The sequence below is a fragment of the Pseudomonas sp. R3-41 genome (assembly GCF_054161485.1).
On the sequence record NZ_CP096421.1, the window covers coordinates 3,371,449 to 3,386,740 of the forward strand.

General features: G+C 62.1%; 11 protein-coding genes. 4 read left to right on the top strand and 7 right to left on the bottom strand.

The window, feature by feature from the left end; genetic code table 11:
- Positions 1-54: 54 nt before the first annotated feature.
- From M1D99_RS15055 to M1D99_RS15065, 3 genes are all read left to right on the top strand, one after another.
- Entirely contained in the window at positions 55-1,533 is a 1,479-nt protein-coding gene (locus M1D99_RS15055; protein ID WP_434576224.1) for an APC family permease, read from the top strand.
- Between the two features lie 65 nt (positions 1,534-1,598).
- The gene (locus M1D99_RS15060; protein WP_458132091.1) at positions 1,599-2,084 is read left to right on the top strand and encodes an ester cyclase; all 486 of its coding nucleotides are present in this window, start codon (positions 1,599-1,601) and stop codon (positions 2,082-2,084) included.
- Between the two features lie 222 nt (positions 2,085-2,306).
- A complete protein-coding gene (locus M1D99_RS15065) occupies positions 2,307-4,268 on the top strand; it encodes a methyl-accepting chemotaxis protein (RefSeq protein ID WP_458132092.1) in 1,962 nt (653 codons plus the stop codon).
- 43 nt (positions 4,269-4,311) lie between these two features.
- Here the strand turns inward: M1D99_RS15065 and M1D99_RS15070 are convergent, their stop codons facing one another.
- From M1D99_RS15070 to M1D99_RS15100, 7 genes are all read right to left on the bottom strand, one after another.
- The gene (locus M1D99_RS15070; protein ID WP_186705844.1) at positions 4,312-5,067 is read right to left on the bottom strand and encodes an ABC transporter ATP-binding protein; all 756 of its coding nucleotides are present in this window, start codon (positions 5,065-5,067) and stop codon (positions 4,312-4,314) included.
- Positions 5,061-6,122, bottom strand: coding sequence for a FecCD family ABC transporter permease (locus M1D99_RS15075; RefSeq protein WP_411384946.1), 1,062 nt, complete (start codon positions 6,120-6,122; stop codon positions 5,061-5,063). The genes M1D99_RS15070 and M1D99_RS15075 overlap by 7 nt, the downstream gene beginning before the upstream one ends.
- Positions 6,119-7,303, bottom strand: a complete 1,185-nt coding sequence (locus M1D99_RS15080; RefSeq protein ID WP_434576230.1) for an ABC transporter substrate-binding protein — start codon at positions 7,301-7,303, stop codon at positions 6,119-6,121. Before M1D99_RS15080 ends, M1D99_RS15075 begins: the two co-directional genes overlap by 4 nt.
- A 64-nt stretch (positions 7,304-7,367) precedes the next feature.
- Positions 7,368-9,773, bottom strand: a complete 2,406-nt coding sequence (locus M1D99_RS15085; protein ID WP_458132093.1) for a TonB-dependent siderophore receptor — start codon at positions 9,771-9,773, stop codon at positions 7,368-7,370.
- 99 nt (positions 9,774-9,872) lie between these two features.
- A complete protein-coding gene (locus M1D99_RS15090) occupies positions 9,873-10,850 on the bottom strand; it encodes a FecR domain-containing protein (protein ID WP_434576234.1) in 978 nt (325 codons plus the stop codon).
- Positions 10,851-11,366 carry a sigma-70 family RNA polymerase sigma factor gene (locus tag M1D99_RS15095; protein ID WP_186705849.1) on the bottom strand — a complete coding sequence of 172 codons (516 nt, stop codon included), beginning with the start codon at positions 11,364-11,366 and terminating at the stop codon, positions 10,851-10,853.
- A gap of 85 nt (positions 11,367-11,451) precedes the next feature.
- Positions 11,452-12,678 carry an MFS transporter gene (locus M1D99_RS15100; protein ID WP_186729319.1) on the bottom strand — a complete coding sequence of 409 codons (1,227 nt, stop codon included), beginning with the start codon at positions 12,676-12,678 and terminating at the stop codon, positions 11,452-11,454.
- Positions 12,679-12,918: 240 nt separating this feature from the next.
- On the opposite strand from M1D99_RS15100, the gene M1D99_RS15105 reads away from it, so the two are divergent.
- Entirely contained in the window at positions 12,919-15,141 is a 2,223-nt protein-coding gene (locus M1D99_RS15105; RefSeq protein WP_458132094.1) for a TonB-dependent receptor, read from the top strand.
- Positions 15,142-15,292 lie beyond the last annotated feature (151 nt).

The following is a 15,292-nucleotide window of genomic DNA, read 5'->3' on the forward strand; positions in this document are numbered from 1 at the left end:
GGCTCTGCCTGCTTGACGCTTACTCAAACGAATTCCTTTTTGAAGGATGGCGCAATGAACAGCTCGATAAGCTCCACGGCAGCCGTGGACCAGGACGCGGAGCAACTCCGTGCCCTGGGGTACACCTCGAATTTCGAACGTAGCATGAGCCTCTGGCAGAACTTTGCCCTCGGTTTTACTTACTTATCGCCAGTGGTCGGCGTCTATACGTTGTTCGGCCTGTGCCTGGCAGCGGGCGGGCCGCCGATGTTCTGGTCCTACCTGCTGGTGGGGTTCGGGCAAATGCTGGTGTGCCTGATTTTTTGCGAAGTGGTGTCCCAGTACCCCATTTCCGGCGGTGTCTATCCGTGGGCTCGCCGCCTGGTGGGGAAAAAATGGGCCTGGATGGTCGGCTGGATCTACGCCATCTCTTTGTGCGTGACCATTGCTGCCGTAGCCCTGGGCGCTGGCCCCTACATTGCCAACCTGCTGGGTTTCGAGTCGTCGCCGGTCACTAATACCTTGGTTGCGCTGGTCCTGACCGCCGCCGCGACGGTCCTGAACCTGAGCGGCACCAAGCTGCTGGCGCGGGTGGCGATGTTCGGTTTTCTGTGTGAGCTGGTCGGGGCTTTGTTGATCGGCGGCTATTTGCTGATTTTCGAGCGCCACCAGCCCTTGAGCGTGTTGTTCGACACGTTCGATATTTCCATCGATGGGGAATACTGGCCGGCCTTCCTGGCCGCGTCACTGGCGGGGATGTTCCTCTACTATGGTTTTGAAGCCTGCGGCGATGTCGCCGAGGAAACGCCCAATCCTAGCCGCCAGGTCCCCAAGGCCATGCGAATGACGATCTGGATCGGCGGTGCTGCTTCGATCTTCGCCGCCCTGGCCTTGATCCTGGCCGTGCCTGATATTGCCGCCGTTGTTTCCGGGCAGGACAAGGATCCCATGGCCACGATATTTGGCGCGGCGTTCGGTCCGGTCATGTCCCGTGTGGTCATGGCGGTGATCACAGTCTCGTTCGTTTCCTGTGTGCTGAGCTTGCAGGCATCCGCCAGCCGCTTGTTGTATGCCTACGCTCGAGACGAAATGCTCATGGGCAGTGGTGTGCTGAAGAAACTCTCCCCGACGACCCATGTGCCGACTGCCGCCCTGATGGTCTGCGGGGTGCTGCCGGCAATCATCGTGTGTGTCGGCTTTTATCTTCAGAACGCCATCGCGCTGGTGGTGAGTTTTGCCGCCATCGGTATCTACCTGGCGTTCCAGATGATTGTCGGGGGAGTGATGTATGCCCGTCTCCGGGGCTGGACACCCAAGGGCCAGTTCACCTTGGGACGTTGGGGCTGGCCGGTGAACATCGCTGCGCTCTGCTATGGCTTGTTCGCCATCGTCAATATGTCCTGGCCGCGTACGCCAGATGCGCCTTGGTACGTGAACTACGGCATCGTGTTGGTCGGCGCCATCGTGATTCTCGTCGGCCTCGTCTACATGGTCGTGTTTCGTCCCTACGAGAAGGGTACCGCTCCGGCGTCCGATGCCTGGAAAAAAGCCTAGGAACATGACGGCCTGCCGCCGGGCGCGGCAGGCAAATTCCTCTGATGAGAAAAGGTGAACATTTTATGACGTCTCGAATCCATTCGATGCTGTTTGGGTTGCTCCTGATTCTGGCCAGCCATGGGGTTTTGGCGGCCAGTCAAAACGATACCCTGGGCGTGATCCATGACTACATGAAGGCTTGGAACGCTCGTGATGCGGAGGCTGCGGCGAAGTACTTCGCCGAGAACGGTGAGTTTCTCGACGCCTCGGTGGGAACACCGCAGGTCGGCCGGGAAAATGCCAAGACCCAGGTGATCGAAGTGTTCATGCGCGCAGTGCCGGATCTGCAATGGACGATGCTGGGCGAGCCGATCATCAACGGTGACAGCATTGCCTTCGAATGGGAGTTCAAGGGGCACAATACCGGGCCTTGGAGCACCGAGACGCCGGCCACCCAGCGCCCCCTCAGCTTCAAGGGGGTGAGTTTCATCCGGCTCAAGGAGGGCAAGATTCTCACGCAGCACGACTACTATGACGCCCTGGGTTTCAACAAGCAGCTCGGCTGGTAGTTCCATGTTTGGATGCTTACCGTTATCTGTCGAAAACTTGATCCTGATCAAGGCAAATAAACATTCCCGCTTCATGACCGTTATAAGTGCCAAGCGGAGCAATAACAGGGGTGATGGCTATTTGGTATTGCGTTAAGATCGCCCCACGTCAGCGTGTATAACAACCCTCATACAACAAGTTCACGCGTCATTAATTCAATATGAAATGAGGCTTGAACGGAAATGCTCAGGAATGCACCGCTGCGTCTGAAACTTTTATTGATCCTGCTACTTCCCCTGTTGGGATTCTTGTCCTTGGCCGGCGTCTTTATCGTGGACAACTACAAGACCCTGCGCGATATGGACGCCACGGTCGCCGCCAGCGCCACGGCACAGAAGTTGAGTCAACTGATCACGGTATTGCAGCGCGAGCGCGGCGCCAGCGGGGTTTTCCTGGGCAGCGGCGGCAAGTCCATGGGCGAACGGATGGCCCAGGCGCGCCAGGACTCCAATGCCTCGGCCAAGGTAGTGCGTGGGTTGTCTGCGTCGGACAGTGCGCAATTGGACAATGTTCTCCAGGCATTGGACCAGTTGCCCGTCATTCGTGGGCAAGTGGATAAGTTGGGTATCAGCAGCACCGAGTCCGGTGTTCGTTATACCGAGATCATTCAAGCGCTCATGGGCTACACCCACTCTTTGGAAGCGACGATCAACAACGCCACCATTGTTCATGCGCTCAATGCCCTCAATCAGTTTATCGAGATGAAAGAACGGGCCGGACGCGAACGGCTCGTGCTGGGCCTGGTATTCAGCCAGGATCGTTTCGATGAGACCTTGTTGTCGCGCTTTAGCCGTAATCTTGGTGAGTTCTCTGCGTATTCCGACGCGTTCCGCCGCCAGGCCCAACCAGTCTTGCTTCAACAGTTCACCGAGCAGATGCTCAAGCCCGCTGCGGTCGAAGTCGGTAAGTTGCAGCGCCTGGCTTTCGAAGTGCCATTGGGCCAGTCGCTGGGCATCAAGCCAGAGGCCTGGTTTGAACTCTCCACTCAGCGCATCGATATGATGAGCCAGGTGGAAGACGCCCTCGGCCAAAGCATCAGCCGCCTGGCGATTCACGGCCGCGATGAAGCACACCGTGCGTTGTGGCTGACCGTCGCTGCGGTCGTCGTGGCGCTGCTGGCGGTGTCGGTGTTGTCGTATGTGATCATCCGCCTGATCGATCTGGCGGTGCGCGATGTGAATCAGGCCCTGAACGGCCTGGCACAGCGTGACCTCACCGCCAGGGCCACCTACGAAGGCCGCGATGAGTTCGGCCAGATCTCGCGCAACCTCAATCGCATGGCGCAGGAGATCAGCGAGATCGTGCAGGAAATCGGCAACGCCACGGCGCAAGTGGCGACCGCCGCGCAAGAGTCTTCCACGGTGACGGTCCAGACCAGCATGAGTGTCGAGCAACAGCGCCAAGGCACCGAGCTGGTGGCCACGGCGATCAATCAGATGAGTGCTACGGTGCGCGAGGTGGCGCAAAGCACCAACGATGCGGCGCACATGTCGCAACAGGTCAACCTCAGCACGGCCCAAGGGCGCGTGGAAATCGAAAGTACCATCGGGCTGATCCGCCAATTGTCCGGGCAGGCCGAGGAGACCGCGCAAATCATTGGTGACCTCAAGCTGGAAAGCGATGCCATTTCCTCGGTGCTCGATGTGATTCGCGGCATTGCCGAACAGACCAATCTATTGGCGCTCAATGCGGCGATTGAAGCGGCGCGGGCCGGTGACCATGGCCGCGGTTTTGCGGTGGTCGCCTCCGAAGTGCGCACCCTGGCACAAAAGACCCAGGAGTCCACGGGCAACATTCAACAGATGATCAGCAACCTGCAGGCCGGTTCGGATCGCGCGGCGCTGTCCATGCAGCAGACCCTGGACAAGGCCCAGGACGGGGCGAGCAAAGTCGAGCGCGCGGGGGAGTTGCTGGTGGAGATCGCCGAGGGGGTGGCGACGATCAGCGACCGTAACATCCAGATCGCCTCCGCGGCAGAAGAGCAGAGCGCGGTGTCCGAAGACATCAATCGCAACGTGAACGAGATCAACGACCTGGTGATCCAGGTGAGTGCCGGCGCCGAGCAGACGGCCATCACCAGCCAGGAACTGGCGCGCCTGGCCGAGCACCAGCAACAGTTGGTCAATCGCTTCAAGGTCGCCTAGGTCCTGCAACCTCGGGCCTTCGACGCAAGGCCCGGGTGTGCGCTCAGACGATATCGTCGATCAGGATATGGCGCTCGCCGCGGCTGCATTGCTCGATCCGCGCCTCGACCTTGTAGACCTTGCGCAGCATCGATTCGCTGATCACCTCGGCGCTTGGGCCGCTGCCCTGGGCGGTGCCGTCGGCGATGACCAGCACCTGGTCGGCAAAGCGTAGGGCCTGGTTCAGGTCATGGATGGCGATGAACACAATGACCTGGCGTTTGCGTGCCAGGGCCCGCATGAAGTTCAGCACCTGGACTTGCCGGTGCATGTCCAGGGCGCTGGTCGGTTCATCCATCAGCAGGATTTCCGGTTCGCGCACCAGGGTCTGGGCGATCGACACCAGTTGCTGCTGTCCGCCGCTGAGCTCGCCTAGATTACGGAACGACAGTTCGGTGATGCCCAGCGCGGCGAGAATGTCATCCACCAACTTCAGTTCATCGTCGTGGACGACCCAGCCCGGCGTGAGCTGCTTGCGCGCCAGCAACACCGACTCGTACACCGTCAACCGGGCGCTGGCGTTCAAGCCCTGGGGCATGTAGCTGATGCCCTGGGGTCCCTTTTTCGAGTCCTCCAATACCACTTGCCCGGGGCCGTCGATCAAGCCGGCCATGCGCTTGAACAAAGTGGATTTGCCCGCCGCGTTGGGGCCGACCACCGCCACCACCTGGCCGCCGATAAAGGCTGCCGTGGTCACGCCGTGAATGACCGTGCGCTGGCCGTAGCGTGCGCCGAGATTCTCCAGCCGGATCGTTACCATGAGTTTTTCTTTCCGCCGAGAATCAAGGATATGAAGAAGGGCACGCCGATCAGTGACGTCACCACGCCGATGGGGAAAATGGCCCCGGGGATCAGGGTCTTGCTGATCACCGAACTGGCGGACAGAATCAGTGCGCCGGTCAGCAGGGACGCCGGCAGGAAGAACCGCTGGTCTTCACCGATCAGCATTCGTGCGATGTGCGGTCCGACCAGGCCGATGAAGCCGATGGTGCCGACAAAGGCCACCGGGAACGAGGCAAGCAGGCTGACCATGATCAGCGTCTGAAAACGCAGGCTGCGCACGTTGATGCCGAAACTCGCGGCCTTGTCGTCCCCCAGGCGCAGGGCGGTCAAGGCCCAGGCACGCCGGGCGAAAATCGGCAGGGTGACCAGGATTACCAGGCAGATCACCCCGAGCTTGGGCCAGGTGGCTTTGGTCAGGCTGCCCATCGTCCAGAACACCACGGCGGCCACGGCTTGCTCGGTGGCAAAGAATTGCACCAGCGCCAGCAGCGCGTTGAAGGTGAACACCAGGGCGATGCCGAGCAGCACGATGGTCTCGGCGGTGACACCGCGTCGCAGGCTCAGGAAGTGGATCAGCAAGGCCGACAGCATGGCCATGATGAACGCGTTCAGCGGCACCATGTACTGCGCCGCCAACGGGAACAAGGCCACGCCAAACGCCAGGCCCATGGCCGCACCGAAACTGGCGGCGGCGGAAATGCCCAGGGTGAACGGACTGGCCAGCGGGTTGTTGAGGATCGTCTGCATCTGCGCGCCGGCCAGGGACAACGCCGCACCGACCGCAACGGCCATCAGCGCCACGGGCAGGCGGATATCCCACATCACCACGCGGACCTGGGGCGATGCGCTGTCCGGTGAAAACAGCGCGCCGAGCACTTCGTCGAGGCTGTAGCGCGCCGGCCCGAGGGCCAGGTCGAGCAGCACGCTGCAGATCAGCAACAGCGCGAGTCCGCCAAGGATAAGGCGCTTGCGCAGCACCAGGCGCCGGTAGGTGTCACGTTGCATCACCAGGGTTTCGTTCAGCGTGGTCATGGCTTGTCCTCGGCCCGGCGCAGGCTGACGGCGTAGCCCGGTTCATAAGGGACCGGCAGGAACTGCTCGTGCAATTGGCGGAACGAGGCGTCCGGGTCCAGGTCGGCAAACAACGTCGGGTGAAACCATTTGGCCAATTGCTGGATGGCGACGAACTGATAGGGGCTGTTGTAGAACTGGTGCCAGATGGCGTGGAACGCCTGGTCGTCCTGAGCCTTGATGCCGGCATAGGCCGGCCGCTGGGTGTACCACGCCAGTTTTTGCCTGGCTTGGGCCATGTCCGCCCCCGGGCCGACGCCGACCCAATGGCCGCCAGGGGCAAAGGCTTCCCAGTTGGCACTGGTGACCACCACCTGCGCCGGGTTGGCAACCACCACTTGCTCGGCGTTCAACTGGCCGAACGTGGTGGGGATGATGCCTTTGGCAATGTTGTCGCCACCGGCCATTTCGACGAACAGGCCGAAGTTCTCGTTGCCGAAGCTCAGGCAGCAATCATCGGTGTAGCCGCCGATGCGTTCGATGAAGACCTTTGGCCGGGCCGGGTGGCGCGCCTCGATGACGTCGGTGACGCGTCGAATCTGCTGGTTGCGAAAGTCGATGAACGCCTCGGCCCGGGCTTGCTTGCCGAACAATTGGCCGAACAGGCGCATGGTCGGCTCGGTGTTCTGCATCGGGTTGTTGCGAAAGTCGACATAGACCACCGGGATGCCCAAGGCGTCGAGCTTTTCGATGTAGCGCGCATCCTCGGTGGCGTGCTGGGCTTCGATATTGAGGATGATCACATCCGGACGCTGGGAAATCGCCTGCTCGATGTCAAAGGTGCCGTCCTCGAATCCACCGAAGGTCGGGATCTTGGCGATGTCGGGATATTTGCGCAGGTAGGCGCCGTAGGTGTCCGGATCGGACTGGATCAGGTCCTTGCGCCAACCAACGATGCGTTCGATGGGGTTTTGCGTGTCCAGCGCCGCCACCAGGTACAACTGGCGACCTTCGCCGAGGATCACCCGCCGGACCGGGAGGTGCACCTTGACCTGGCGCCCGAGCAGATCGGTCACGCTGCCCAGGGCCGGATCCGTCTCGGCGGCGACAGCGTTGCGTGGCGCCAGGGAAAACAACGACAAACCGAGCCACCCGGCGAGCAGCAGGGTGGCGAGCGTGTGATGACGCAAAACGGTAACCATGGTTCAGGCCTTTACAGAAGCCGACCGGGACAACGGCGCAAACCGCCAGCCCGGCCCGCGGGTTTCAGAAATCAACGGTGGCAGACAACAGCAGCGTGCGCGGTGCGCCTTGGGAAAACGCACCATAGGAGGCGACCCCCGACCAGTAGGCGCGGTCAAACACGTTCTGCACCGTGGCGCGAAAAGTCGTGGGCCGCTCGGCGATGCGCGTGGCATAGCGGGCGCCGACATCGAAGCGGGTCCAGGCATCCAGTGCCTGGGTGTTGGCCTGGTCGACGTACTGGCTGGCGGTGTAGATCGCGCCGCTGGTCAACGTCAGCCCGTCGATGCCCGGGGTGTCCCACTCGGCCCAGAGGTTGGCCTGGACCTTGGGGACGCCCACCGGTGTGTTGCCGCGATTGGCGGCCACGGCAGTGCGGGTCAACTCCCCATCGAGCAGCGTCACGCCACCGAGCAGGCGGGTGCCTCGGGCCACCTCGCCGGACAGGTTCAGTTCCATGCCACGGTTGCGTTGCTGGGCCTGGACCGAAAACACCCCGTTCGACAATTCACCGCTGGGTTTCTGGATCTGGAACAGCGCCAGCGTGGCCATGAAACGGTCGTAGTCGAGCTTGATGCCGATCTCCTGCTGGCGGGAGATGTAGGGTGAGAAAACCTCATCCGCGTTGGTTGCAGCGGACGGCGCAATGTCGCCCTTGCTCAGGCCTTCGATGTAGTTGTAGTACAGCGCGACATGGTCCCAGGGCTTGGCAACGATACCGAGCAGCGGCGTGGTTTTGCTTTTGTCGTAGGGCGCAACGGTGGTGCTGAAGTTTTCCGATTGGACGTTCTGCCTGCGCAGCCCGAGGGTGACTTGCAGGCGTTCATCGAGCACCGACAGGGTGTCGGCCAGGGCGACGCCGGACAATTGGCTCTCGGAGACTTTCGGGGTGTTGGGTTCGGCGAGGTTGGGCCGGGGCCGGTCGATCGGGTGATAGATGTTCGAGAGGATGGCGGGGCCGGAAATAATGCCCCGGGACAACTCGTCGCGATAACGGCTGACTTGCAACACCGCACGGTGGCTGACCGGCCCGGTGTCGAAGCCCTGGCGCGCGCCGGCGTCGACGGTGTAGCGCCGGACCTTGAATTGGTAATAGCCGGGATCTGATGACGTGTCGCCGGCCGCGTTGATGATGGTCGGGGTCTGGTCGGACATGCGCTCGACCTCGGATTTTCCGCCACCGGCGTGGGCAAACAGCGTCAGTTGGTCGCTGAGGTCATATTCGCCACTCAGCAACGCCGACTTGTCCCGGGCTTGGGAGCGGCCCCAATCCTGGCTGACACTGGTCCGGCCGTTGGCGGCCGAGGGAATCTGCACGCCGGGGGCGATCCTGAAGGGCCGCGATGCGGCGTCGAACGCTTCCTTTTGATTGATCAGGTCCAGGCTCGTGCGCAGGCGATCCCCTTGGTAATCCAGGGAGATGGCGCCGGTACCGACCTCTCGGGACTGCTTGTCGATGGCCGTGTCGCCCTGCTGCAGGCTGCCGTTGAACCTGATCCCGAACCGGCGCTCTTCACCAAAACGCCGGCTGACGTCGAGGTGGCCGCCCAGTTGCGAATCCGTGGCGTAGCGGCTGGTGAATCGGGTCAGGTCCTCGTCGAGGGCACGCTTGGGGACCACGTTGATCACGCCGCCCACTGCGCTGTTGGGTGACATGCCATACAGCAGGGCGGCAGGCCCCTTGACCAGTTCGATACGCTCGGCGTAATCGGTGAACACCCGGTAGTTGGACGCCACGCCATACACACCGTCGAACGCCAACTCCCCGAGATTGCCTTCCCCCAGCGGAAAACCGCGGATGAAGAATGAGTCGACGATGCCGCCCGCCTGGCCAGTGGCGCGCACCGAAGCATCGCGCTCCAGCAAATCGCCCACGGTGACCGCCTGTTGATCGTTGATCATCGTCGAGGTGTAGCTGCTGACGCTGAACGGCGCATCCATCACATCGGCGTTGCCCAGCAGACCGAGGCGTGCGCCGCGGGCGACCTGGCCGCTGGCGTCGGTGAGTGGCAAGTCGGTGCTGGGTCTGCCGGCGGCACCGACGTTGATCTCCGGCAGGGACACTTGGCGCAGCACCAGGGTATAGCTGCCATCGTCGCGGGCAATCATCTCCACACCGCTGTCACCCAGCAGGCGTGTGAGCGCTTGCGCTGCCGGATAAGTCCCGGACAGTCCCGGGCTGAGCAGCCCCTCGGTGATCGACGGCTGGAACGACAAGGCAATGCCAGCGGTGATCGCAAAGCTCGACAGGGCGGCGCCGAGCGGCCCGGGGGCGATGTCATAGGCCCGGGGGGCAATGGCTTCCAGTTGCGCGGGCACGGCGGCCAAGGCGAACGACCCGGTGACCGTGCCCAAGGCAAGGCTCAACAGCACACTGCGCATGACGAGCTTGGACGGACGATCCGAATGCAGGGGCCGTGCAACGAGCATGGATGGATGACCCTATGGACGAGATGAAATGGTTATTCCTTTCTTTGCCAGTTGAGATCAAAAAAAGTATCACCAAGGGCAGCAAATTTTTTTGTGGGGTCAGGCAGGGGAGAGCGTCACCCAATAACCGCTCAAATGGCCGCTGACCAGGATCGGGTAGGTTTGCGCCAGCATATTGAGCGTGCGCTGGGTATCGCTGATGGGAAAGGCGCCGGAAACCCGCAGTTCGGCAATGGCCGGGTCGCAACGCACGAAGCCCCGGCGATAGCGGGTCAGCTCGGCGACGAAGTCCGCCAGGCGCATCTTGTCGGCCATCAGCATGCCTTGGGTCCAGGCGCCGACGTTGCGGTCTGCCGGGCTCAACGGGCCGAAGGCCTGTGCCGAGAAGTCAGTGCGCTGCCCGGCGTTGACAACGAGCGGCGCGGCCTGGCGAGCATCGGCCAATTCAATCCGCACAGCGCCTTCGAGTACCGCCAGATGGGTGGTCGATGGCAGTTGGCGCACGGTGAACCGCGTGCCCAGGGCCTGCATCCGCCCCTCACGGGTACTGACCAGGAACGGTCGCGCCTGGGGTGAAGCATCCGGTGCGGTCTGCACCAGGATTTCCCCTTCACGCACCTGGATGAGCCGCTGCTGGGTGTCGAACCGCACGTCGATGGCCGTGTCGGTATTGAGGGTGATGTGGGAACCGTCGGCCAGGGTCAGCTCGCGACGCTCGCCCACGGCGGTGCGATAGTCGGCGGACCATTGCTGCGATTGCGCCAGTTTCCAACTGCCCCAACCGGCAGGCACCACGGCCAGCAGCAACGCCAGTTTGCCAAGGGCCGTGCGCCGTTCGGGGCTGCTCGGGCGATCCAGCGCCGACATCGCCAGCGAGCGTGGCAAACCGCCGAGCTTGCCTTGCAGCACTTGCGCACGGGACCAGGCCCGGCCGCGCTCGGGGCTGCTGGCCCTCCAGCATTCCCACTCGGCACGCTCGCTGTCGCTGAGGTCGCGCTCACTCAAGCGCATCAGCCACTCAGCGGCTTCTTCGAGGACCTTGGGATCGAGCGGCGGCTCATGACGTCGGGTGAGCATTCATTCCACCAGCATCAGGCACTGCACGAACGCCTGCTTCATGTAGCGCTTGACTGTGATCAGCGAGACGTCCAGCTGTTGGGCGATGTCGTCGTATTTCAGGCCGCCGATCTGCGACAGCAGGAAGGCCCGTTTGACCGGCGCCGGCAGCGTGTCGAGCATGGCGTCGATTTCGTGCAGGGTTTCCAGCACCAGGAAGCGCAATTCAGGAGACGGTACTTCCTGGGCCGGCAAATGCGCGAGCGCTTCCAGGTAGGCGCGTTCCAGGGCCTTGCGCTGATACCAGTTGATGAGAATGCCCTTGGCGACGCAGCTCAGGTAGGCCCGGGGCTGGTCAATGACGGTGACTTGGGAGGCGAGAATGCGGGTGAAGGTGTCTTGGGCCAGGTCTGCTGCATCCATGGCGTTGCCCAATTTCTTCTTCAACGTGGCGTACAGCCAGCCATGATGGCCGGCGTACAGCGCTTCGATCACGCGCAGATGATGGTCGTTGTTCGCGGGCAGGGTTTCGCTCATGGCTGCGTTTTTTTGCAATTGAGAAGTATTCCCAATGCTAAAGGACAACTTGTCCGGGACGCAAGCGGCATTCGACAACCCTGCTTCAGGTAGGCGACGGGTTTATCGGCCAGTATCGCAACGCGACGACGGGAATCAGTGCCAACCCATAAGCCAGGCAAACGAACAGGTAGGTGTACTGCAAGCCGTAGACCTGGCTGAGCAACCCCCCGGCGGAAATGCCCGCGATCGACGCAAATTGGGCGGTGCCCTGGGCAATGCCCAGCACGTGGCCTTGTCGCGAGCTGTCGGCGGATTTCGAGATCAGCGCCATCAGCACCGGCGTGGTGGCGCCCAGCAGCACCCCCCAGATGAAGTAGGCGACGACAAAAACGATGGCGTTGCGCGTAGTCCCTGCCAGGGCGGTCAGGGCGATGCACCCGAGCACGACGTAGAGGAGGCGATGCAAGGTGTCCTGCTGGGTACGGTGCTCGAAATAGCGCGACCAGGCCGTGGCCGAGAGAATGAAACCCAGCGCCAGCAAGCCGTAGCAGAGGCCGACCACCGAGTGGCTGACGTCGAACACCGAGCTTACGTACAAGGAGAATGACGTCTGCGGCAGCATCCGCGCCAACAGCAGGATGCCCATGACGCACAGCAACGACAGCAACGGTGTGCCTTGCCAGACGCTGTCGGTACGACGGGTCGCTGCCGGGGCTTGGCCGGTCGCGGATTTCGTCACCGGTGGCACGTCCGGCAAGGTCATCGCGGCGACCACCGTGCACACCGCGCACAAGGCCGAGGCGATGATGTTGATCCAGAAGAACGTGGCGTAGTCGAGGATCAGGCCGCCGACCACCGCGCCGAGCAATGAGCCGACGTTGGTGGATATCTGCAGGATCGCAAACAGCCGCGCTCGACGTGACGGGGCTTCGATGCTGACGCCGTAGGCCTGCGCCGGGGCGATGTAACCGGCAAAGGCGCCTTGCAGGAAACGCAGGATCAGGATGACCCAGATATCACTGCTCAGCGCCAGACCGAGCTGGGTCAGCGACAAGCCCGCCAGGGCGCGGATCATCATCAGCTTATGACCGTAGCGATCGCCGATACGGCCCCAGAACGCACTGGTCAAAATGATGCCCAGCATTGGCCCGACATACACGGCGATGCTGGCGAAGCTGAAAACCGACTCCGAAGACGTCAGCCCGCGCAGGTGCACCGGCCAGAACGGCCCGCTCATTTCCATCGCGCCCATGGAGATGAGCTGGATCGCGAACAGAAGGGAAACCAGGATTCTGACGTTCGAACCCTGGAGGGCACCTGCGTGGGACATGACTCGACCTCGGTGGTTGATCGCTGGCAAGCGGGTGGGTGTGCTGCGGGCGATGACTCGGTCGGCAAGATGCCCGGCTGCACGAAAGGTTGCAAGGCGTCGATAGCACTGCGGCGGTTGTGTGCCCGAGCGTTCGGGGGCTGCCTGAAAAAATAACCGCCGGGGGGTGATACTTTTCCGCAGGTCGACTGGCAATAGGAGTGATTACCATTTTCTCTCGTCGGAAAGGATCCTTAAGCCATGTCTGTTGCACGTCGACCTTGTGGTGAGTTTGCGTTATCCCTCGCGATTCGTACCGCCACCCTGAGTTTCATGCTGGTCGCAGGAAGCGCCACCACCTGGGCGGCAACCCCCGGGCAAAAGCCCGCCGCCGAGCAAACCTCGGATGTCCCTGCGGTCGACAACGGCCCAGGCTTGACCCTTGATGCCACCAACATCACCGGCACCCACGACAACCCGAGCGCACTGCCGGCCGAGCTGGCCGGTGGTCAAGTGGCCCGTGGCGCGCGCCTGGGGATGATGGGCAACAAGGACGTGATGGACACGCCATTCAGCGTGACCAGCTACACCGCCAAGACCCTGGCCGACCTGCAAACCGTGACCGCGGCCGATGCCTTGCAACGCGACCCTTCGGTGCGCTCGACGGGCCAGGTGGGCGGTATCGTCGATTCGTTTTTCATCCGTGGTTTTCCCATCGGCGAGGGCAACCTTGGCGAACTGGCCTACGACGGCGTCTACGGTGTGGCGCCCAACTACCGGGTGTTCACCGACTATGCCGAACGGATCGAAGTGCTCAAGGGACCGGGTGCGCTGATGTACGGCATGTCGCCCAACAGCGGCGTGGGCGGGGTGATCAATATCGTCCCCAAGCGGCCGCTGGACGAAGACCTGACGCGCTTTACCGGCAGCTATGCGTCTGATTCCTACGTGGGCGGGCACCTGGACGTCAGCCGCCGATTCGGCTCGGAAAACCAGTTCGGCGTGCGCTTCAACGGCAGCCTCCAGGGTGGCGACACGGCCGTCGATGATCAGGAGCGCGAGCTCAACATCGGCGCCATCGCCTTCGATTATCGCGGCGAGCGCCTGCGCTTGAACCTCGACTTCATCAGCCAGAAAGAAAGCTTCGAAGGTGCTTCGCGGCCCTTCACCGTCGCGCCTGGCGTGGAGATTCCATCGGCCCCCAACGGCCGCACCAACGCGTCGCAGAAATGGGGTTGGTCGGACACCAAGGAGCAGTCGGCATTGCTGGGTGGCGAATATGACCTGACGGACTCGGTCACGGTGTTCGCCCATGCCGGTGGCGGCCGGTCGGACGTCAAGCGGATGTCGGACCAGGTGCCGAGGATTCTTAACAGTGCCGGTGATATCAGCAACAGGCCGGGGTACTACAAATTCAACGTGGATCGTTCGACAGCCGACGTGGGGGTACGTGGTGTATTCGACACCGGCCCCGTCACTCACACGACGACGCTGATGGCGAGCACTTATCAGGATGAGCTGTCCCGGGGCATCACCAACGGGTCGGATGTCCCCTCGAACATCTATCACCCAGTGGACAGGCCCAAGCCCGCCATCAACGCGCCCAAGGTGTTGCGTGTTTCCGAGTCGCAGCTGTCCGGCTTCGCCTTGACCGACACCTTGTCGGCATTGGATGACCGTGTCCAACTGACCCTGGGTTTGCGCCGGCAAAACGTCAAGTCGGAAAACTACAACACCACCGTGATCACTCCGTCCTACGACAAAAGCAAAACCACGCCAATGTTCGGTGTCGTCGTCAAGCCCTGGGAAGACGTGTCGCTCTACTACAACTATGTCGAGGGCCTGAGTAAAGGTGACACCGCGCCCGCCAACGCGATCAATTCCAACCAAATGTTCGCACCTTATGAATCCAGGCAACACGAGATGGGCGTCAAGTATGAGCACGGCACGTTCATGACCACCCTGGCACTGTTCCAGATCGAGAAACCCAGTGGCGAGCTCGATGCGAACGATGTCTTCTCGGTGCAAGCCGAACAACGCAACCGCGGCGTGGAGTTGAGCGTATTCGGCGAAGTGGCCCCCGGAACCCGCTTGATGGGTGGCGTGACACTGCTCGACGGCGAACTGACGGATTCCGCCACCGCGGCCAACCGTGGCAATAAACCGGTGGGCGTGCCAGACGTCCAAGCCAACCTGTGGGCGGAATGGGACACCCCGTGGGTGGAAGGCTTTACCCTCACCAGCGGTGCGATCTACACCAGCAGCCAATACGTGAACCAGGCCAACACCCAGGAGCTGGATGCCTGGACCCGCTTTGACGCGGGTGCTCGCTACGCCACCAGGATCGAGGGTCGACCGACGACGTTCAGGGCGACGGTCCAGAACGTCTTTGACCGTGAATACTGGTCGGGCGTCGCTTCGTATGGTGCTTTCTCGCCAGGCTCTCCGCGTACCTTGCAGTTGTCGGCCACGGTGGATTTCTGAGGCGGGGCGAGGGGCTCAAGCACAGGACCAATCCTTTATATAGGAGGGTGCTATTCACTCAAGAAAAACGATGAACCTGTGGCGAGGGAGCTTGCTCCCGCTCGAGTGCGAAGCGCTCGCAAAAAGGGGCTGCTACGCAGCCCAGCGGGAG

What these genes read in the sequence shown, in the direction of transcription:
- M1D99_RS15055 (WP_434576224.1), top strand. Translation starts at nt 55, where the DNA reads ATGAACAGCTCGATAAGCTCCACGGCAGCCGTGGACCAGGACGCGGAG.
- M1D99_RS15060 (WP_458132091.1), top strand. Translation starts at nt 1,599, where the DNA reads ATGACGTCTCGAATCCATTCGATGCTGTTTGGGTTGCTCCTGATTCTG.
- M1D99_RS15065 (WP_458132092.1), top strand. Translation starts at nt 2,307, where the DNA reads ATGCTCAGGAATGCACCGCTGCGTCTGAAACTTTTATTGATCCTGCTA.
- M1D99_RS15070 (WP_186705844.1), bottom strand. Translation starts at nt 5,067, where the DNA reads ATGGTAACGATCCGGCTGGAGAATCTCGGCGCACGCTACGGCCAGCGC.
- M1D99_RS15075 (WP_411384946.1), bottom strand. Translation starts at nt 6,122, where the DNA reads ATGACCACGCTGAACGAAACCCTGGTGATGCAACGTGACACCTACCGG.
- M1D99_RS15080 (WP_434576230.1), bottom strand. Translation starts at nt 7,303, where the DNA reads ATGGTTACCGTTTTGCGTCATCACACGCTCGCCACCCTGCTGCTCGCC.
- M1D99_RS15085 (WP_458132093.1), bottom strand. Translation starts at nt 9,773, where the DNA reads ATGCTCGTTGCACGGCCCCTGCATTCGGATCGTCCGTCCAAGCTCGTC.
- M1D99_RS15090 (WP_434576234.1), bottom strand. Translation starts at nt 10,850, where the DNA reads ATGCTCACCCGACGTCATGAGCCGCCGCTCGATCCCAAGGTCCTCGAA.
- M1D99_RS15095 (WP_186705849.1), bottom strand. Translation starts at nt 11,366, where the DNA reads ATGAGCGAAACCCTGCCCGCGAACAACGACCATCATCTGCGCGTGATC.
- M1D99_RS15100 (WP_186729319.1), bottom strand. Translation starts at nt 12,678, where the DNA reads ATGTCCCACGCAGGTGCCCTCCAGGGTTCGAACGTCAGAATCCTGGTT.
- M1D99_RS15105 (WP_458132094.1), top strand. Translation starts at nt 12,919, where the DNA reads ATGTCTGTTGCACGTCGACCTTGTGGTGAGTTTGCGTTATCCCTCGCG.